Source organism: Streptomyces specialis, assembly GCF_001493375.1.
Classification (GTDB): Bacteria; Actinomycetota; Actinomycetes; order Streptomycetales; family Streptomycetaceae; genus Streptomyces; species Streptomyces specialis.
In genome coordinates this window covers 83,597-102,981 of record NZ_LN929838.1, presented here as the reverse complement: position 1 = coordinate 102,981, position 19,385 = coordinate 83,597, and the positions used below count along the sequence as shown (strand labels likewise).

General features: G+C 69.4%; 16 protein-coding genes and 2 pseudogenes. 7 read left to right on the top strand and 11 right to left on the bottom strand.

From position 1 onward, the window contains the following. The first annotated feature begins 21 nt into the window (after positions 1-21). The 4 genes from BN2279_RS29820 (at position 22) to BN2279_RS08370 (ending at position 3,299) form a co-directional block, all read left to right on the top strand. Entirely contained in the window at positions 22-684 is a 663-nt protein-coding gene (locus tag BN2279_RS29820) for an XRE family transcriptional regulator (RefSeq protein WP_199827671.1), read from the top strand. Further along, on the top strand, positions 681-2,159 hold the full coding sequence (locus BN2279_RS27425) for a M20 family metallopeptidase (protein ID WP_079031982.1): 1,479 nt from the start codon (positions 681-683) through the stop codon (positions 2,157-2,159). The genes BN2279_RS29820 and BN2279_RS27425 overlap by 4 nt, the downstream gene beginning before the upstream one ends. Continuing rightward, on the top strand, positions 2,156-2,476 hold the full coding sequence (locus BN2279_RS08375) for an S-adenosylmethionine decarboxylase family protein (RefSeq protein WP_199827670.1): 321 nt from the start codon (positions 2,156-2,158) through the stop codon (positions 2,474-2,476). Before BN2279_RS27425 ends, BN2279_RS08375 begins: the two co-directional genes overlap by 4 nt. A 535-nt stretch (positions 2,477-3,011) precedes the next feature. After that, positions 3,012-3,299 carry a hypothetical protein gene (locus BN2279_RS08370; RefSeq protein ID WP_159037137.1) on the top strand — a complete coding sequence of 96 codons (288 nt, stop codon included), beginning with the start codon at positions 3,012-3,014 and terminating at the stop codon, positions 3,297-3,299. A 39-nt stretch (positions 3,300-3,338) separates the two neighbouring features. Here the strand turns inward: BN2279_RS08370 and BN2279_RS08365 are convergent, their stop codons facing one another. From BN2279_RS08365 to BN2279_RS30435, 6 genes and pseudogenes are all read right to left on the bottom strand, one after another. After that, entirely contained in the window at positions 3,339-3,596 is a 258-nt protein-coding gene (locus tag BN2279_RS08365; protein WP_159037136.1) for a hypothetical protein, read from the bottom strand. Positions 3,597-3,970: 374 nt separating this feature from the next. Continuing rightward, positions 3,971-4,563: pseudogene (locus tag BN2279_RS31705) on the bottom strand (IS701 family transposase); the annotation flags it as partial. After that, positions 4,562-5,461 carry a hypothetical protein gene (locus BN2279_RS08355; protein ID WP_059007991.1) on the bottom strand — a complete coding sequence of 300 codons (900 nt, stop codon included), beginning with the start codon at positions 5,459-5,461 and terminating at the stop codon, positions 4,562-4,564. The pseudogene BN2279_RS31705 and the gene BN2279_RS08355, both read right to left, overlap by 2 nt. Then, on the bottom strand, positions 5,458-9,936 hold the full coding sequence (locus tag BN2279_RS08350; protein ID WP_234347621.1) for an SNF2-related protein: 4,479 nt from the start codon (positions 9,934-9,936) through the stop codon (positions 5,458-5,460). Before BN2279_RS08350 ends, BN2279_RS08355 begins: the two co-directional genes overlap by 4 nt. Positions 9,937-10,322: 386 nt before the next feature. Beyond that, positions 10,323-11,024 carry a hypothetical protein gene (locus BN2279_RS08345; protein WP_059007986.1) on the bottom strand — a complete coding sequence of 234 codons (702 nt, stop codon included), beginning with the start codon at positions 11,022-11,024 and terminating at the stop codon, positions 10,323-10,325. 254 nt (positions 11,025-11,278) lie between these two features. Continuing rightward, positions 11,279-11,747 (bottom strand): annotated as a pseudogene (locus tag BN2279_RS30435) (transposase); the annotation flags it as partial. 104 nt (positions 11,748-11,851) lie between these two features. On the opposite strand from BN2279_RS30435, the gene BN2279_RS08340 reads away from it, so the two are divergent. Beyond that, complete coding sequence (locus BN2279_RS08340; protein ID WP_059007984.1) at positions 11,852-12,373, top strand: hypothetical protein; 522 nt, start codon at positions 11,852-11,854, stop codon at positions 12,371-12,373. Positions 12,374-12,772: 399 nt separating this feature from the next. On the opposite strand, the gene BN2279_RS08335 is transcribed toward BN2279_RS08340, so the two are convergent. From BN2279_RS08335 to BN2279_RS08315, 5 genes are all read right to left on the bottom strand, one after another. Beyond that, positions 12,773-13,255 (bottom strand): NUDIX hydrolase, encoded by a 483-nt coding sequence (locus tag BN2279_RS08335; protein ID WP_267887120.1) that lies wholly within the window; start codon positions 13,253-13,255, stop codon positions 12,773-12,775. Positions 13,256-13,801: 546 nt separating this feature from the next. Next, positions 13,802-14,683 carry a phosphotransferase family protein gene (locus BN2279_RS08330; RefSeq protein ID WP_059007982.1) on the bottom strand — a complete coding sequence of 294 codons (882 nt, stop codon included), beginning with the start codon at positions 14,681-14,683 and terminating at the stop codon, positions 13,802-13,804. Next, entirely contained in the window at positions 14,680-16,071 is a 1,392-nt protein-coding gene (locus BN2279_RS08325) for a helix-turn-helix domain-containing protein (protein WP_059007980.1), read from the bottom strand. The genes BN2279_RS08330 and BN2279_RS08325 overlap by 4 nt, the downstream gene beginning before the upstream one ends. Before the next feature lie 265 nt (positions 16,072-16,336). After that, the gene (locus BN2279_RS08320) at positions 16,337-16,540 is read right to left on the bottom strand and encodes a DUF397 domain-containing protein (protein WP_059007978.1); all 204 of its coding nucleotides are present in this window, start codon (positions 16,538-16,540) and stop codon (positions 16,337-16,339) included. A gap of 15 nt (positions 16,541-16,555) precedes the next feature. Then, complete coding sequence (locus BN2279_RS08315) at positions 16,556-17,443, bottom strand: helix-turn-helix domain-containing protein (protein WP_059007976.1); 888 nt, start codon at positions 17,441-17,443, stop codon at positions 16,556-16,558. A gap of 651 nt (positions 17,444-18,094) precedes the next feature. On the opposite strand from BN2279_RS08315, the gene BN2279_RS29200 reads away from it, so the two are divergent. Next, positions 18,095-18,580 (top strand): NUDIX domain-containing protein, encoded by a 486-nt coding sequence (locus BN2279_RS29200; RefSeq protein ID WP_059007973.1) that lies wholly within the window; start codon positions 18,095-18,097, stop codon positions 18,578-18,580. A 158-nt stretch (positions 18,581-18,738) separates the two neighbouring features. Then, positions 18,739-19,365: a CPBP family intramembrane glutamic endopeptidase gene (locus BN2279_RS08305; protein ID WP_159037135.1), complete on the top strand. Its 627-nt coding sequence runs from the start codon at positions 18,739-18,741 to the stop codon at positions 19,363-19,365. The last annotated feature ends 20 nt before the right edge of the window (positions 19,366-19,385 follow it).

The window sequence follows — 19,385 nt, the reverse complement described above, 5'->3', positions numbered from 1 at the left end:
TCCAGCGGCGTCACCCCCAGCATGCTCTCCGGCTGGGAACGCGGCCGGCACACAACCAGCATCCGCTACCGCACCCTGCTGTCCCACTACTACAGCCAGCCGCCCGACGTGCTCTTCGCCCATCAGGACCTCCCGCTGACCGCAGCCGGCCAGGCACCCACCCTCCTGGCCGGCCACCGAGAACTGCGGCAGGCGATGGTCGCCGTCGTCCGCGGCGCCCAGCAGTACCTGGCCATCACGGGCTCGCGTTCCCGCGACGCCACCTACCTCCAGACCATCGAGACCGTCCTGGCCGAACGGCCCGAGCTGATCCATTACCGCATCCTCTTCGGCCCGCCCCGCCACGCCGAACTCACCGCGCACCTTGCCCGTCTGCTGGCCCTGCGCGACCCCGGTGACCGCAGCTTGGGCCTGAAAACCCTTCACCTCGGCGTGATCCCCGCCGACCGCGACACCCCTGAGCGGTTCTTCGTCGCCTCCGAGAACGCCGCCGTCGCGCCGATCCCTTCCCTGACCTCCGCCTACGCCTTCGACTCCGGAGTCCTGCTCGCCCCCCACGCGGCCGGGCGCCTCAGCGACCCCGCCCGCCAGTGCTACGCCGCCGCCCAGCGGATCGAAACCCCCCACGCCCTCACCCGGCTCGCCTCCTCACTCCCCGGCCAGCGAAAGCAGGACACGCCATGAGCCACACCGCCCCCCTTCCCGACCCCGCGCTGGTGCTGACCTGGGCCAAAGAAGACCACGACAGCGTCCTGGAACTCACCCAGGCCCTCGTGCGCATCCCCAGCCGCGCCGGCATCGACCCCTACGAGGCGATCATCACCGCGCTCAGCACCTGGATGCGCGGCCACCACCTCACCCCCCGCATCCTGCACGACGCCTCCGGCGCTCCCGTCGCCATCACCGCCGACATCACCGGCACCCGCCCCGGCCCGCGATGGGTCCTGGACGCATGCCTGGACACCGCCCCCTACGGCGACGAGACCGCCTGGACCCACCCCCCTGCCTCCGGCCATCTCCAAGACGGCTGGCTGTGGGGACGCGGCAGCTCGGACTCCAAGGCCGCCGTCGCCGTCTTCTGCCACATCGCCGCCCGCCTCACCCACCACGCCGAACACCTCCACGGCACCCTGACCCTGCTGTTCGACCTCGACGAGCACACCGGCGGCTTCGGCGGCGCCAAACGCTACTTCCACAGCCCCGACGCCCCCACCGACGTCGCGGGCGTCATGATCGGATATCCCGGCACCGACCACCTCGTCATCGGCGGCCGTGGCGTCCACCGCGCCCAAGTCCACGTGCGCGGCCACTCCTCCCACTCCGGCGGCAGCAAGACCACCCCCAACGCCATCGACAAGGCCGCCCACCTCATCCGCGAACTCCACGCCGAACGCCTCCCCGACCCCGGCGACGACTTCCCCCTGCCCGGCAAAGTGACCGTCACCGCCATCACCGCCGGCCAGGGCTACTCCGTCACACCCGACCTGTGCACCCTCAACATCGACATCCGCACCACCCCCGCCTTCGACGACACCGCCGCGGCCGAACTGCGGATCCGCCCGCGCTGCCCCGAGTGCCGACTGATGGACAAAGCCGCCACCGACCTGCGCATCACTGCCGACGACCACGCCATCCACCTCGACTCCGCCTGCCCCCACCACGGCACCTACCGCGAGACGATCGACATCCACGGCACCGGCGGCTGGTACGACGCCAACACCCCCATCCGCTCCATCCAGAAGGGCTACCTGCTGGCCGCCGAACGCGACACCCACCACGCCTGTCCCATCTCCATCGACGGAGCCGACTGGGGCGGCGCCTGGCACGCCCACGTCCTCGCCCCCGCCCTGGCCCTGCTCGGCATCCCGCCGCACCGCTGGCCGGTCAGCATCTTCACCCCGATGATCCTGGACCGCACCGGCGGCAAACTCTCCAAAACCCTCTACGTGCGCTACGGCCGCGACTACACCGACCTGCCCGGCGCTTTCCTGGACCTCGACCTCCTGCTCGACCACCACGGCGACCATGCCCTGACCACCCTGTGGAACGAAGCCCGCCGCTGGGCCGCCGAACCCGCACGCCTCCACCGCTCCTACACCACCGACTACCTCACCACCCTGCTGTCCGGCGCCCCCCGTCACGCCGGCGTACCGGCATGACGACCATGATTTGCGTCGCCTACGACCTGCTCGACTGCGCCCGCCCCGATCCCGGCCCCGACGAGCTCATCACCGCCATGCGGAAAGCCGCCGACCTGCTCGGCACCCACATCCGCGGCGAACTTGCCGTCCCCTTCCGCCCCCACGGCACCACATGCGTCCTCGTCCTGGCCGAATCCCACCTCATCACCTCCACCTGGCCCGAACACCGCCTCACTCACATCGACCTCACCACCTGCCGCGCAGACACTCCACCCCGCCAAGAGGTGGGACGGGTCGGGGCTGGTGGCTGGTGTGGGCCTGGCCGAGGGGGTTGAGCGGGGCCGGGCTCTGGAGTAGCTGGTAAAGGTCGGTCATGCTCTCGTTCCATCTCCTGTCAGCGCCGACGTGCTTCATGCCGATCCGTCCTGGATCACCGACGCACCGCACCTGCCCGGCGTCCTGCACCTGGGTGGCCCGAGCTGCGGACCTTCACCCGCCGGGCACCTACCTGCTGGACACCACCGCCTACTGAATCGCGGCCGAGACGATCGGCGTCGCATCCTGGCCGTGCTCACCCTGGACCCACCCGCCGTGCGGATGATTGTCTCGGCCCACATCATCGGCCGCGACGGCACCGCCTGACAGACCACCTATCGGCAGGTCACCGCCGCCTGGCAGACCGCCAGCATCACCCGTTGACCTTCCGGCCGGGTTAGCCGCGATGGCGGGCCGCGTAGCGCTCCTGTCCAGGCCGCCACCCCGGTCAGGAGTAGCTTCCCTTCTCGGTCCTAGCGTACTGGCCCACCATCCTGCGCGGAGGCTCGATCAGCGATAGCCGTACCGCGCGCCGGTTGGTGGGATGCTCAGCCGATGAAGACGAGATTGACCTTCGAAGAGCACGTTGAGATGGGCCGGGCCCTCGCGTCGGTGCGTGACGAACTCCTCCACCGGAGCACCCGGCTCGCCAACGCCTACCGCCGCTCGGGGCGGCTAGCGATCCCGGCGAAGAAGCTGGAAGCAGCGGTCAACGCGATCGACTCTGCCCGGACCGTACTGGAGGACGAGCTGTTTCGGGAGTATCCCGAGGTGGCGCAGGTATCGGTGTACTACCCGCTACCTGAGGAGCGGCTCGCATTCCCGGACCGGCGAGGGGAGTAACAGCCAAGGGCCTGGCCCCAACCGGGAGCTACCTGCGGGTTACCTGTTCCCTGGTGTCCGAGCTAGGAGTCCCGGGACGATCAGGGCGTAGCCGGTGGTCCGGGCCCGCACCCGGGGATCGGTCCCGGTGGCGTGGAGGTTGCCCGGGAGGACCCACCGGTGGTGGCCGGTGGCCACGTCGGCGAGGAGAACCCGGCCGCCGCAGCGCGGCACGAGGAGGACGCGGAAGCGCGTGCTGGTCCCGGGACGGCAGGCCCGGTAGATCTGATCAGGCCGGACCCGGTGTCGCTGGGTCAACACGGCTCCCTCAGGATGCCTGCCTACCGTGGGGGCGTGAAAGACGAGAACGTGACCGGTCCGATGGTCGAGGCGGAGCCGCCGGACGGGCGTGCAGGGGTATGGGCAGTTGGGCCGACACACGCAATGCACTCACACTGACCTCGAGCAGAACCTTCAGCGGGGACATGCCCTCGGCGGCGCAGCCACCATCCCGGCCGCGACCGCCGTGTTCAACACCCACCGCGGCGATGTCCCCGGCACACCTCGCCCGCGAAGCGGCCTCCGGTCTGCTGCTTCTGGTCCTCGTCGTCGGCCCCGCCCTTGAGGGCGAGGTGCTCGACGTGGTTGCGGGGCACGGTGAGGAGTCCTTCGCGGGCGAGGTGCTGGCGGGCGGCGGGCAGGCGTGCGGCGGCCCAGTCATAGGCACGCGGTCCCTTCGCACCGTGGCCGCAGGAAAGGCGTTCCCAGGCGTCCTCGGGTGCCTGGGCGATGGTGAAGTCGATGCGGCCGAAGGGGGCATAAAGCTGCTGGGATTTCGGCACCGCCAGGACGTAGCCCACGCCGGTCCCTTCCAGCATGCGGCGGAGGCGCCACTCCTGGCCGTAGGCAGAATCCGCGGCGCCCGGGCGATCGGCAGGGGTGAGGCTGGCGCCCGGGCCACCATTGCCTTGGCCAGACCGCCGCCCTTGGTGTCGAACTCCCGCCCGACGGGGATCTTCGCCGCCGCGCATCGGCTGGCGTCCCGGGTCCCGGACTTCGGCAGGGACAGCTCCCGGTCCACGAGTGCACGTCCCCTGGTTGAGGAGTAGGCGGAGAAGACGCCGATCTGTACCCCCTCCGGGGGATTCTCCGTGCGGCTGGCGGTGCCGGAGTGCTGGCGCTGTACCCCGGCCGAGGTGGTGCCCTTCTTGATGAAGCCTGTGTCGTCGGTGATCGGCACTGCGCCTGGGGCCCCGAGCCTCGCCGTTACGTATTCCCGCAGGTCAGCATGTATCGGGTGTGTACGCCCTGATCTGTTCTCGCAGATCAGCGATGTCGATGCCCAGTCGCTCGGCCGTCTCGGGAAGCCGGATGCCGGGGACTGCTGCGGCGAGGCGGAGTGCGTCCTCGTGTAGTGCGCACTCCAGCCGGGAGGCGTCCCGCAGGTGTGCCCGGGCCTGTGACGCGGCGTCGCTGATGAGTGTGTGGATCTGCTCTGGATCGGGTGCAGGTGCGGGAGGAGCTGCGGGAGCCGGGAGGCCGGGCACTGGTTCGTCGGTCAGCTCGGGTGTGTAGGTGGGCAGCAGGGGCGGTTCGGCGCATTCGCGGTACCACGCCCATGCGTGGTGGGCGGGGATGTGGATCTTTCCGCCGGGCGTTGTGCGGGTTGCGGTGACCGGCTGGTCCGTGCCGGGCGTGGGGGGCTGGGTGGGGTGTTCGGGAAGTCCGCGCAGCGTGGCGAAGTCGGCGGGGCGGCTGGTCAGGCGTGCCGTGACGGCGTGGGTGAGGGCGGCGATGTGGCGACATGGTGAGCTTCCACAGTCGCAGCTCAAGGTGATCTCTTCGGATGCGGGCCGGGCGGGAACGCCGCCGGTGTGGTCCGGGTTCGTCAGGCAGTCGGGGAGCTTGCCGGTGCGGATGGCTTGGTGGTGGCCGCAGTTGGGTGAGGCTGCGTGCCAGGCTGTGATCTGGTGGTCGGTGAGGGCCGGGAAGGTGATCGTCGGGTGGGCTGGTGTGGTGTGGTGGCGGTCGGTGGCGGTGGCGCTGACTCGGCCGGGTTCGAGGGTGAGGTGGGTGAGGCCGCCTGCGGACAGGTCGTTGTGGCCGGCGAGCCAGAGGGTCTCGTCGTTGATGGTGGCGCGCAGGACGGTCTCCCAGGTGTGGGCCCATGCGTTCGGGGTCATCGTTGTGCTCCCAGGGCGATGAGGTCGATGATCTGGTCGTCGGTGAGTTCGGTGAGGGCGGAGTAGCCGTCGGCGAGTACGGCGTCGGCGAGGGCCCGCTTGTGCTTGAGAAGCTCGTCGACGCGGTCCTCCAGGGTGTTCTCCGTGATGAGCGGGTGCACGGTGACGGTGCGTTGTTGGCCCAGGCGATGGGCGCGGTCGATGGCCTGGCTCTCCTTGGCCGGGTTCCAGGGGCGGTCGAAGAGCACGACGTGGTTGGCCTGGGTGAGGGTGAGGCCGGTGCCGCCGGCTTTGACGGTCATCACCATGAGCTGGCCGGAGCGGGCCTGGAAGGTGTCGATGATGCGCTGGCGTTCGCGTACGGAGGGGATGTCGCCGCTGTAGTAGAGCGGGTCATGGCCGTGGCTGCGCAGGTGTCGTAGGAGGAGCTTGGCCATGGTCCGGTACCGGGTGAAGATCAGTGCGGATTCGTTGGGCGCTGTCAAAGCGGGCAGCAGGTCGTCGAGTGCGCCGATCTTGCCGGACCGGGATGCCGCCTGCGCGGGGTCGTATTCCTCTTCGAGGGGGTCCTTGTGGTACTGGGCAGGCGAGTTGCAGATTTGCTGCAGCTTGTTGAACAACTCCAGCAGCAGGCCTTTGCGGTGCACTCCCTGGGCGTCGCGGATCGCCTGGAACGTGTCGTCGGCGGTCTGTTGGTAGAGCTCGATCTGTTCATGGGTGAGGCTGACGACGCGTGGCCGGATGTCCTTGGGCGGCAGTTCGCTCAGGATGCCCGGGTCGCTTTTGCGGCGGCGCAGCATGAACGCGCTCATGAGGCCGGACAGCCGTGCGGTCCGCTCGGTATCGGCGATGTTGTCCTCGATGGGGCGGGCGAACTGGTCGCGGAAGACGCGCTGTGTGCCGAACAGTCCGGGGTTGAGCCAGTCCATGAGGGCCCACGCCTCGGTGAGGTTGTTCTCGACCGGGGTGCCGGTCAGCGCCACCCGGACGGTGGCCTTGATGCGGCGCAGGGCGCGGGCGGTGGCGGTTCGGTGGTTCTTGACCATCTGTGCTTCGTCGGCGACGGCTAGGTCGAAGGACATGAGGGCCAGCAGGTCGATGTCGCGGCGGAGCGTCTCGTAGCTGGTGATGACGATCGTGCGGGCGGTGGCGTCTTCGAGGGTGCGGTCGGCTCCCAGGTAGCGCAGGGTGGGCACGGTGGGGGCGAAGCGGTGGACTTCGCGTTCCCAGTTGATGACGACAGAGGCCGGGCAGACGATCAGGGTGGCCCCCGTGGCGGTGGACGTGGTTTCCCTGCGGTGAAGGTGCAGCGCCAGGGCGGTTAGGGTCTTGCCCAGGCCCATGTCGTCGGCGAGCATCGCGCCGAAGCCAGCGCCTGTGGTGTTCGCCAGCCAGGCCAGGCCGAGCTGTTGGTAGTCGCGCAGGGTTGCCTGCAGGGCTCCCGGCTCGGGGACGGGTGTCGTGCGGGAGCCGGTGCGCAGGAAGTCCACGAGGTCGGCGAGAGCGGCAGTCGGCTCGCAGGGCATGTCCTGCCCGTCGATGTTGATGGCTCCGGTCAGGGACGCGCGGAGGGCCCGGTCTGACGAGATCGGACCGATGTGACGGTCAGCCGCACGGCGGGCAGTGTCTTCGTCGACCATCACCCACTGGTCGCGGACCTTGGTCAGCGGCCGTGGTGCCTGGCCGATGTCGTCCATCTCCTGGTCGGAGAGGTCGGCGTCGCCGAGCGACATCTGCCACCGGCCGTCCAGCACGTCGTCGAGGGAAAACCGCGGCCGGGGCACAGCCGCGGACGAGTCGCTCGCTGCCCCGACCACGACTCGTGTGCGCAGCAGGTGGGTCCACTGCTGGGGCCAGTGCACGCTCAGGCCGGCCCGTTCGAGTTCGTCCCGTGTGGCGCCGAGCAGCAGGACGGCCTCGCTGGCGAGCAGCGTGAACCGGTCAGGTACCGGGCATTCCAGAAGCCGCCCCGCGGGTGCCCACACCTCGGCGATGCGCCGCAGCCGTCGGCGGATGTGCCCCACCAGGGCCTCGTCTCCGGCTACCTTGGCGGCCTGCTGGAACAGCTGCTGCTGATGGTTGTGGGCGGTGGGCTGGGCGACCAGCAGCTCGGCCCACAGCAGTTCCGTGTCGTCGGGGCTTGCCTTCTTCGGGGCGTGTACGGACAGTTTCAAGTCCACCGGCGGTACCTCGGCGCGATCGTCCTCGGCGCGATCGGCCCACTGGTGCAGTGCGGTGCTGCGCTGCTGCCGCGGAATGGGGTTGGCGAAGGGCGTGTTCCCCAGGACCGCTGACGTGCCGGGGCCGCGCAGTATCGCTTCGGCGACGGCGTCGAGCCCGGCTCGGATCGCGACGCGCGGTGCCCACAGTTGAAAGGGCCGGGTGTCGGTTGCTGCTCCGCAGTGTGCGGCGGGCCCTATGGCCTGACGCAACTGCCGAGCGCGGTTGCGTTCGTGCTCGTTGAGCGGGCCCAGGCGCCACACGTCGGCACCATGGCTGTCCAGCGTCGGATACACCCGGCCGTCGGCCACCACGGCCAGCCCCAGATGGATCGCCTGACGCCACAGCTGGACGGATGGGGCCATCCTGTCGCTGTCGGATGTCCGGGCCAAGGCGTTGGCCAGCAGCCGTACGGGCACCTGCCAGCACTCCACCGGGCGGGGACCGACCGCGATGCCCTCGCCGGGCAGGACGAGTCCGGCCGTGCAGCATCTGATCGGCTTGTGGCAGGAGGCTTCCAACGGGGTTCCGTCGACCCGGTAGAGCAGGAAACGGCCGGCGCCGTCCTGCAGATCAATGGTGATGTCCACGCCGCGCCGCAGTAGCTCGACCAGCGCGTCCTCGGCGGCTGCCGCCTCATCGCGGCCAGCGAGGGGGCCGGACGGATTCCGGTGGGCGCCCACAGCGCCGGTTGCAGCCGCGGTCCCCGGCTCCGGAGCCGTGGGAGCACCGCGGTCACAACTCTGGCCCTCCGCCGGAGTGGCCAGCAATTCGATCATCGCCTCGGCGGCTTGGCGCTGCGCGTCGCGCTTGCTGGGGCCGTGACCGACGGTCTCCAGCCACTCCGCGTAGACCTTGCAGGTGATCTGTGCGACGAATCCTGCGGAATCCTTGGCGGGGTCCGCGATGCTCAATTCGCTGATCTTGCCGGTCTGTTTGAGTTCGTTCAGCAGCATCAGCGGGTTCTTGCCGCCGAGTTCGGGCACCGGGATGCGGCCGAGGCGCAGGCCTCGCCCTGCCTTCACGGCACGCTGAACGGTCTCCAGCAGTTGGCCCGCAGCCGTCAGCCGTGTGCTGGAACGGCCCAGCCCCCGCCCGGTGGCGGTGAGCAGTTCACCCCGGTGCACGCAGGCGGCAACGCACACGAACAGCGGCTCCAGCCCCGTGATGCCGGGCGCGCTCTTGTAGACGAGCTCGCTGATCAATCCGGATTCGGCCAGTATCTTCAGCTGCTCCTGCGGGTTCTTCCCCTGCGCGGGCCCGTTGCCCGTCACGGCGCGGGGTCCGTTGCGCTGAACCGGTAGCGGTGCCTGCACCGGCAGGTCGGCCAGCTGGGCCAGCAGCCGGAGTACGGCAGCTCCGCGCGCCTGCCGCTTGTTGTTGCGCCATGGCCCGAGTTCGCTGATCTCCTCCCCGTCGAGAACGCAGGTCGCGCGCATCCTGAACAGCGATGGACCGGACTCGCTCTTGCGTACCTCTTCCATGTAGGAAGGCGGCGGCCCGTAGCGCAGTGACTGATGCAGCGTCAGCAGCGCCACGGCGACAGCGGGATCGTGAGCCGCCGCCAGGGCTGCCTCGCGAGCGGGCTGCCATGCTGCTGCCCGTGCGGTGAACAAAACGGCGTGCAGGTCGCGCGGGATCAGCTCGCCTGCGTTGATCCGCAGCACGATCTCGGCTACCTCTGCGGGCGCGATCTGGGGGCGGTCCAGTGCCTCCTGCAGGCGGGTCGGGAAGGACACGTCCCGGGCCTGGGCTGGTGGCGAGGACGATGAGAATCGGCCCGCCGGCACCCATCCGGACAGGGTGCTGTCCTGCTCGACCGGCTCGGTTCCGCAGAGGTGTCCCAGCAGGCTCACCGCAGCGCCCTGATGGGCGGCCTTGCGGCTGGGGCGGGTCACAACGGCGCCATGGGCGTTCACACCAGGCTGCCGCCACCCGGCTTGAGCGCTGAACAGATGCGGGTTCGAACCGGGCACCTCGCGGATCACGAAGGCCGACGGGATGCCGATGTCCTGGCAGTGGGTGTGGAGAACGGAGGCGGCCAGCTCGGGGTGTGCCGAGACGATCGCCCACGCACCGGAGACGGCCGCCTGGGCGGAGGGGAGCGAAGCGGCCCGCATCAACAGCATGCGCAGATCCTTGATGCCGAGGCGTCCGGAGCCTCCACGTGCGGCGGCCTCGGCGGCGAGTTCGGCAGGCACATGGCGGTTTTCCCATGCTGCCTCCAACAGCCGGGAGAACACATGCGGATCCACCGATTCAAGAGCAACACGGGAACCGGACGCGGGATGTGGCACGCGAACGGTGGAACTGGACGGGCTCGGCGGTACGGAGGCCATCTCAACCCTCACGGAGAAATACGAGGAAATGGGGCGGCCGATAGCAAAGCACCTTCGACGTGACCGGTCCCCGGAAGTCAAGATCCGCTGCGGTGTGGAACGGGACGCCGTTGACCAGCATGTTCTTGCACACGGCGGCCAGCCGGGGAACCAGAGCATGCCTCCAGCGACCAACTCTTTCGGGGGACGGAGCATCAGGGCTGTACCGTTCACCTGTCAGGAGGACGGCGCACTGGCGCGTCCTTACTCATGCCCCTGCTCCGGCAGCAGTCAGCGCACGCCGAAGGACGCCGCTCGACCGCTCACAGGCGCAGCCACTCGATCATGTCGGCCAGTTCTTGCTGCTCTGGTGAGCCCTGGACGGCGTTGACGCGCTTTCTGTGGAATGCGACCGCTTGGCCCTTCCTGTTCGTGCAGCTCTCGCCCGAGGCGACATCGCAGTAGTCGCATCCCAGAGTCAATGGCAGCTGTTCGAGTTGACTCCGGAGGCTGGCGAGTCGCGCATACTGATGGGTGTGACACGCGAAGACTCCCTCCGCGGTCGTACAGGTGGCGCCGCCGTCCACGGGGTAGCCGCACAGTTCACCATCGCGCGGATCGTGATGTGCGCACCGTTCGCTTCCCCTGCGTCGCTCGAACGGGCAGCGCAGCCCACCGGAGTACCGCACCCAGCGGGAGTCCTCAAGTTCCTCGTCCAACGTCACGGTGCACCGCTTTGGGAAGGGATCCGGGACGTCGGCGGGCAGCGGCCACTGGTGCTCGGCGCAACGCTGGTTCGGCGCGCTGACGAACACCCCGCACGGCCCCCATGCCGGATAGCTGGAGTGGCGTACCGTGCGCGACGATGCCCACAAGCACACCGGCCGGAGAACGGCAGCGAACTTGTCGCGTAGCTGACGGGCCTCAGGACCGGGCACGTACTGCAGGAGCCGGAAGGCTTCCTCGACTTCCTGGGCGGAGATCTCGACGCGCCGAGCGGCACCGTTGCGCCTGCGTGCGATCACGCGTGCCGGCTGGGGCGGAGTGGGCGTAGTCCTCGACATGGAGGCGATTTGTACCGCAGCGCGGCGATGCCGGCACGATGTACACGCCGACACCGCCCACGCTGCAAAAAATCAGCGCCTGAGCGCTGCAAGTGCATCTTAGCCGTAATCCTCCTCAATCCAAGGGAAGGAGAGCGTGTCAGGCCGGCGGATGGGCTGACACGGGTGCTGGAACAGTCGAAAGCCATGCTCGACGCAGAGGGCAACACCGTCTGGTGATTCGGGTCAGAGATTCGTTGGCGGTAGGCGGCGACTTTGTCGAGGATCTCGTCTGCTGTCTTCGTCCAGGCGAACAGTCTGGGGTGTGCGTTCCAGTCGGTGAGCCAGGCCCGGATGTCGCGTTCGAGAGACTGGACGGATCGGTGGACTCCGCGCTTGAGCTTCTTCTGCGTGAGTTCGGCGAACCACCGCTCGATCAGGTTCAGCCAGGACGCGCTGGTCGGTGTGAAGTGCAGGTAGAACCGGGGGTGGGCCGGGCCAGCAGCCACTTCTTGATGGCGGGTGTCTTGTGTGGGTCGCGTAGTTGTCCAGGATGAGAGGGACTTCGAAGCCCGCGGGGACTTCCTTGTCGAGTTTGGTGAGGGACTTCTTGGACTGCGCTGCCCGGTGACGGCGGTGGAGGGAGCCGATGACCTTGCCGGTGGCGACTTCGAGGGCGGCGAAGAGGGTCGTGGTGCTGGTCCGGTCGCCGGTGGCGTTCAGGGTTTCCGTCACCATCGCGGCGACCCGCCGCTTCCTCGACGCCGCACCGCGGCCATCCGGCCACCAGCGCAATCTGCCCGCAGTTCATGGCCGTTCCGCAGGGCCGCACCCGCGATGAGTGGCTGCGGTGCCACGACGAACTCGCCGTGATACCCGGCATCGACCTGATCGGCCTGAGCAAGCTGTCCGTGCCCCGCTGCTTCCAAGCTCCCGCCGCCGAAGCCCGCCTCGCCTGCACCGCCCACCTCCTCGCCCACGGCACCTCCAAGCCGCTCCACCTCCTGGGCGGCGACCGCTCCCTGCCGTGGGAGCTGGCCGAACACCGCCGCCTCGGCCACGACCAACCCGGCGCCGGCCCCAGGGTGCGCAGCAACGACTCCTCCTTCGCCTACTGGTACGCCGCCACCGGTATCCCCATGGACGCCGCGACCGGCCGCGCCGAACGCGAGGCCCCTGCCAAGCCGGACCTGACGGCCGCCCCGCTCGACCGCGCGGTCCTGGCCACCGCGCTCACGCACGTGGCCCTCCTGCGGCACGCCGCCGGACTCCCCACTGCTCCGTCCCCTGCCGACGCGCCCGCCGACGAGAAGGAGGCACCATGCCGCTGAGCCGCTTTGTCCGCCTCACCACGCAGGCCGAGGGCCTCCACCGCTGGCCCGAGGCCCCCGAGCCCGAGAACTACCTGCGCACGCCCCATCGGCACCTCTTCGTCGCCGAAGTCGACATCGAGGTCTTCCATGACGACCGCGAGATCGAGATCCCGCTGCCCGCTGGCTCGACACCCTTCTCCCAGGCTTCGCCGACCAGGCGCTCGCCGCCGAGGGCGGTCCGCTGGACTTCGGCACGCGCAGCTGCGAGCAGCTCGCCACCGGCATCACCACAGCCATCCATGAACGCTACGGCGCCCACCGGGCGATCCGCTGCGCGGTCCTGGAAGACGGCCGCCTCGGCGGCGGCATCGCCTGGCAGCCCGATCCGACACCGTGACCGGCGGCCCCCGTCGCCGCCTACCTTCTGCCAGCCGACCCCAGCGGCGCGGCGAGCCCGGCCGCGGGGAAGCACGTCATGGTGATTCCGTCCCGGGCCAGCCCGGCGTCGACGTCCGCCTCCGGGTAGCCGGCGACCCCGGCGTCGTTGAGGATCCGCATGTCCGTCGGATGCGGACGCATCTCATTCCAACGTGCCTGCCGCACCTCGGTGACGTGGTGCCCGGCGAACCCCTCGGGCACCACAGCCGGCTCATCCGCCAGGAACACATACATCAGAAAGTGGTACGGCCCCTTCGCCCACGACCCACGCATCTCGTACAAGCCCACACCGGACAACGAACCGACCACACAGCCCGCCTCCTCGACCGCCTCCCGCCGTGCCGCATCCTCCAGCGCCTCCCCGAACTCCACCTTCCCGCCCGGCAACAGCCACGACCCCGCGTACGGCCCGCGCTCCTGACGCACGAACGTGACGGTCCCCCGAGGACCGGGCACCACCACCAGCGCACCCGTCGTGACCTTGGCGAATGAACTCAACAACGACCCCCAACGAGACGCAACTCCGCCGATGACATCGCCCGCGCCGCGCCCGTGCTAGCCGGACCGGCCCAGCGGCGAGGAGCCACACGCTACCGCCCCCCTCCGCCACCACCGCGCAACTGCCCCACGACCCCGCCGCCGACACCGAGACGCATACGCTCCGCCGGGTTCACCCTCCAGCGAACGGCTCATCTTCGGGGACATCCGCCTCTCGAACGGAACCTGGCCGGCCACCCATGGCTGACCCACATCACTCTCGCATCCGATACTTCAGTCACTTCCGTCCCCCGGTGAGCCGGTGCCGGGACGGCCCTCCCGGGTCGCCGATGCCGGTGCCGGCGTTACCGGGGCTGTGACCGACGGCGCCGAGGACAGATTCCCTGACTCGTTGACCAACAAGTGGGCGTCCACCCGGAGCTCACGCAGGCGGCCGGTTCGCCCGGCCTCTCCGTTCAGCCAAGGCGTGGTTGGGCCCCGATAACGGGTTCTCACCCGTGGCCTCCCGAGCTACCCCACTGCCGTCCAGCCCCAGGGGCGTTCACCGTGCTGGCCCCGGAGACAGGCGAGTCGAAAGCGGGCCTGCTCGGCGGCGGCCGGGTCGTCGTCGGCGATCTGCAGTGCGAAAGTGGCCTTCCGGAGTTCACGGATGTCCCGCAGGGTGCGGTAGCCGGGCCACGTCGTCACGTCGTACCCGTAGGCGTCGCAGAACTCCTGGTACTCCGTCCGGGAGAGGGAGCCGAAAGTCTCGTGCTCGACGGCGATGGACGCCAGGTCCCACTCCGGGGGTCCTTGGGCGGTGCGCTCGAAGTCCAGAAGTACGGCTCCCTGCGAGGTGATGGCGCAGTTGCCGCCCCAGGCGTCTCCGTGGACCACGCACTCCGGGCGGCGACCGGGAAGGTTCCGCCACTGCGTGTGCAGGTCGTTGAGCCTGTTCAGCAGCCATCGCCGGTCTCTGTCGCTGACGGAACGGGTCGCCGCGAGCCGGTCACCGAGGCGAACGAAGGGGTCCAGCTTGCCGATGGCGAAGGGCGGGAGCGGGAGGTAATGGAGCCGCCGGAGCAGAGGGGCGAGGTCGGCCGGAGTGCCGTCGCGGTGTTCGGGCAGCTCTTCCCAGAAGGTGGCGGCCCGGCCGCCGGCGTGGACGGGCTGCTCGACGGGCAGGGGACGTACGGCGGGGATGCCGTGCTTGTCCAGCCACCGCGCGACCGCGACTTCGCGGGTGGCTGCGGCTTCCTGGCCGCCTCGCGCGATGCGCACCACGACGTTGCCGGGCAGGCGCCACAGGTCGTTCTCGGCGAGCCGGATGGGCTGTGCCCCCGTAAAGGAGAGACCAGCGGCGGCGGCCACCTTTTCCAGGACGGCGCGTGACTGCTCGGTGCGTGTCTTCATTGCGGGATGAGCGTCTTGATCCGCTCGCGCAGTCCGGCCACTTCTGGCTTCCGGGCGTGCTTCGCTGAGGCTCGTGCGAGGTCCTGGACATCGGTGATGGCGCGCTTGGAGCGCAGGTGACCGACCTCATCCAGCGCCCGGTGTGCGATGGCCACGGCTTCCTGCGGGTCTCCGGTGACCATGGTCAGCGTGGCGAGCTTGGTGCCGGAGAAGGCGCGCGAACGTACGTAGGCGTCGCTGTGGTTGTCGATCGCCGTCCTTAGCCGATCGCTCGCGAGTTGCGGTGACTGTCCCGGAAGGAGGGCGATGTCGAAGGCGGCATGGCCGGTGTCCCCGTGATGCTGGGCGTAATCGTGGTACGCCATCCAGGGGGCGTCCTCGCCGTCCGTGGCTCGGCTGAAGGCGTCATCTGCCTGGCCAATGGCGGTGAGGGTTTCCTGGTGGGCTCCCATCTTTGCCCAGGCTCGGGCGCGGGCGATGTGCAGCGTCGCCTGCTCTCGGGGCGTGAGACGGTCGGCCCGCACCAGGCCGGTGTCGGCGTGGGTCAGGCCGGCATCGGGATGTCCGCACCAGATGGCCTGCCGGGCCCGCCAGCTGTAGGCGAGCGCGCGAAGGTGCCAGTTCCCGGCGTGTTCAGCGCATTGAGTCCCGAATTCCCATAGCTGGACGGCCCGTTGATGGTCGTGGGCGTCGAACGCCGAGGCGCCCATCACGATGGCCAGGTGGCCCACCGCGGTGAACAGCTCGGCCTCCAACTGGGGCGGACACGTGAGGTCGAGCAGGTTCCTGGCCCAGATGAGCTGGCCGATCGCCGCTGTCCGGACCATCCCGCCGCCGCCGTACAGGTTGTCCCACCTGGCATGGTCCTGGGCGGCTGAGCGGACCTGTTGCACATCGTCGGGGCGCACGACCGGGCCGAGGTCGGCCGGGCCGATCTGCGGGAGCAGCTCCCCCAGTGGCGTGGGGGTGAGGGCTGCTAAGCCTCCGGCAGCGAGGAATGCTCGTCGTTCCACAGGTGACATCTCCTCGAATGAGGTGGGGTCCCTTCGGAGCATTCCCGTTGCCGGGACGCCGAAGCGGTCAGCAGAGGGGCTGCGGGAGGTGTTGTCCGTATCGGTCTGCTGCTTGTCCGCATCCTCTTCGACCCTGCGCCACAGCCTCTTGAGCGCCCCGCCGGCTTGCAGCACGTCGTCGAACTTGGCCGCGAGGTCTGCGGTGCACGGCCGTTCGGCCTTTTCGATCCGCTCCACGGCGGTGCCGCTGAGGTGAACTGCCCGGCCCAGCGCGGCTGTGGACATGCGCCGGGTGTTCCGCCAGTTGCGTAGCTCGACACCGAACCAGGCGCGCAGGGAGACGGTGTCGTCCAGCGCCTTGGGTTTCTGCGGCATGGCCTTTCCTCTCGGTGTTCTGATGCGGACAGCGGACACCAGCGCTTGTGTCCGCATCACCGGGCTGGTTCCACCGGATGTCGGTGGACTGACTGGGGTCCTACCCGCACGTCGTGCGGGACAACGAAGCGGAGGACGACGGATTCGGCATGGTGTGCCGCACGGCGGCGCGCCCGCCTGTGGCCGCTGCGGTCGTGAGGGCGGCGTGAGTTGGCCCGGAGCCCTCGGGGAGGGTTCCGGGCCGACTTCCGGCGGTATCGACTTGTCAGAGCACCGGAAGGGTGTTGGCGCGAAGCGCCTTGGTGAACTGACCCCATGCCTGGGGGGAGATGCTGAAGTGCGGGCCCTCGGGATCCTTGGAGTCGCGGACCAGGACGTGGTGCAGCGTACTCGCGCACTCCACGCACTCATTGTTCGGCGTGCCGCTGTAAGAACTTTTGAACCACTCGGGCTGGCGCTTGTCGGCCACGGATGTCCTCGCTAGTTAACGGTTCTGCATGTGCATCTTGCTGGCCTCGGCGATCAGTTCCGCCGAAGAATCGGTGTCCAGCGCCTGTTCGCGCAGGAACGCGATAGCGCTGGCGTACTGCTCCCGAGCCCCGGATTCCTCCAGGAACAGAGAGCCTGCCAGTGTCTCGATGAAAATGACGTCCAGGGATGGGTCCGGTCCGCCATAAACAATGAAACTGTTGAGTGCGGCGCTGTACGCACCGGCCGTGTAGGGCAGCACCTGAAGGTTGATGTGCGGCTCCCGGCCTCGCTGAAGCAGGTGGTCGAGCTGAGCGGCCATGACGTTCGGCCCGCCGACGCTACGGCGGATGACAGCCTCGTCCAGCACCACCTGATACGTCGGTGGGCCCTGGCGGTTGAGGACCTGTTGCCGTTGCATCCTCACGGCCAGGTACTCGTCGACATCCTGCGGCGGGAGGGCGCTGGCGGGCGTTGCCTTGATGGCCCGTGCGTACTCCATGGTTTGCAGGAGGCCGGGAACCACGCTCCCGGTGTACTGGCTGATGCGCGGAGCTTCGTTCTCCATGGCGAGCAACAGCCGCATGGGACCGGGCAGCTTGCCTTGGTAGGGGATCCACCAGCCGTCGGTGACCTTGGAGTTCTTCGCCAGCTCGACCAGAGCCGCTCGTTCCTCGTCGGCCGCTCCGTAAACTCTGCAGAGCTGGTCGACCTGATTCCATCGCACATTGCTCTTGGCGCGCTCGTATCTACTGACGGTGGCTTTCGACATTCCGGCCGCTTCGCCGGCGGCCTCGGCTGTCATGCCGACTGCTTCGCGCAGCGCCAGCAGACGGATTCCCAGTTGTCGGCGCCGCGCCGTGGGCCCTGCCTCGTCGGCCGTCTCATCCGACCTGTCCGTCATTGCGTGCTCCCTTGGACGAGCGCGACCAGTGTCATCGCCAGTGTGCAGCCATAGGGAAGTTACACGGCGGAACAAGCCTGGGGCGATAGCGAGCGGAGATCAACCTCGGAAACGGCCATGCGGACACTTGCGCTGTGAGCGTTACACGGAGAGAGGGTCGAGTGCCATACTCCGATCAGTTGCAACTCAAGGAACTCGCAAGATCACGCTGAGTTCCTGAGCGCGCTCCGCGTCTCCGCATCGATGACGAGGACCACCGCTATGTCCCTACATCACGGCTCCGGGCCGACCACCTCCCAAAGACCGGCGGCCCCCCGCGTCACAAGCCACCGGCCGGACGGTGCACCCATCACAGGGAGCCTCAGCAGTCCGCGAGCACGCCACGGAGCTCCCGCTTCGTCTCCAACCCGCCGCTCCGCGCATTCAGGTGAGACCACGCCGCAACTCGGTGGTCGCGACACCCGGCCGGGCTCATCCGGCGTGCGGGGCGGGAGGCCGCCGTGGCCCGGCTCGTCAACTCCCGTACCGGGGCCGCGGGGAACGGCGCCGCAAGCAACGGCCTCCCGCCCCGCAGAAGGCAGCAGCGGCGCTCCCTCTCCCGATCGCACAGGCACCAGCCCCATCTCTATTACGCAGGAAGGTAAAGAGCAGGTGCACACCGAAGAGGACTTCACCGACCCTCCGCGACGGCGCCTCGGAGCGCTCGCCCTGTTTCGCAACCCGATTGGCGACATTCTGCTGGTGGAGAAGAGCTACCGGTCCGGCCGCGCGCGGTGGGGGCTGCCGGGGGGCTGTGCCAAGCAGAACGAACCGGTCCCGGTCGCGTGTCAGCGAGAGGTTTTGGAGGAGACCGGATTGCACGTCGTGCCCGGCCGCGTGCTGGTTCTTCATCATGTACCCGCCAACGGCACGTCGGCGGAAGGGATCAACGCCGTCTTCGACGGTGGCGTCCTCGATGACGGGACCTCGATCACGCTGAGCGCGGAACTCACCTCCTACCGCTGGGTCCCTCCCGCGTCGCTGGACGGCATGGTCGCGCCGTACACCGCCTGGCGCATCACGAGCGCCCTGCGCTCGCTCACCTCGGAAGAGCCGGGCGTACCGCTCCTCGTCGGCCACGGCCCCGGCGCCCCCTAGCCTGCCGTCCTCCCGCGAAGGCATCAGCCATCCCCCTGTTTCTTCCGGCTCGACCCTGCGTGCCGCTCACCCCGAGCTGCCCCGCCTCGGCAGCGAATCAGACAGCGAGATGACGATGGGCCACACCACAGCAGCCCCCGGTGGTGGTGGGCGGGGCGATGGCCGCGCTGATCCTGGCCGGTGTCCTGGCCTGGGGCCTGCTGGCCGATCTGCTGCCCGTCCCGGCCCTGGCCGATCAGCAGGCCCACTTGGGGTTCGCCTCGGATGCCGAGCGGCTGGCCGTCTACCTGTGGACGTCCGTGGTGGAGGAGCTGGTGTGCGCTGCGGCGGTGGTGGTGCTGCTGAGCGCGGCCCGCCGCCCGCTGTGGGAGGCGCTGGTGGTCGCCGCCGTCGTCCGGGGGGTGTGCCACCTGTATCTCGGCGTCGGCGCGGGCCTGGGCGTCACGATCGTGGGCGCCGGCGCGGCCTGGCTGTTCGCGCGCTACGGCCGCGTCATGCCGCTGATCCTGGTCCATCTGGTCTACGACGCCCGGGGCGGCGACGCGCTGGTGTCGCTGGGCGTCACGGACCGGCCCCGGGAGGCGGCGGTGACCGCGCTCGCCGTGGTGATGGCCGCCGCCGCGCTGCGGCGGCTGGAGACCACCCGGCGTCCTGTTCCCGGCGGGCCGGACCCCCGCGCCGACGCCGAGGCCGCGGCGACCGGCGACCAGCCTGATGCCGGGGGCGGTGAAGCCGCCGTCGCATCCGCCGGGCGCGACGGCGGGCGTGAGGGGGCCGGCCGGTGAGCCGCGCCTTCTCGCGGCGG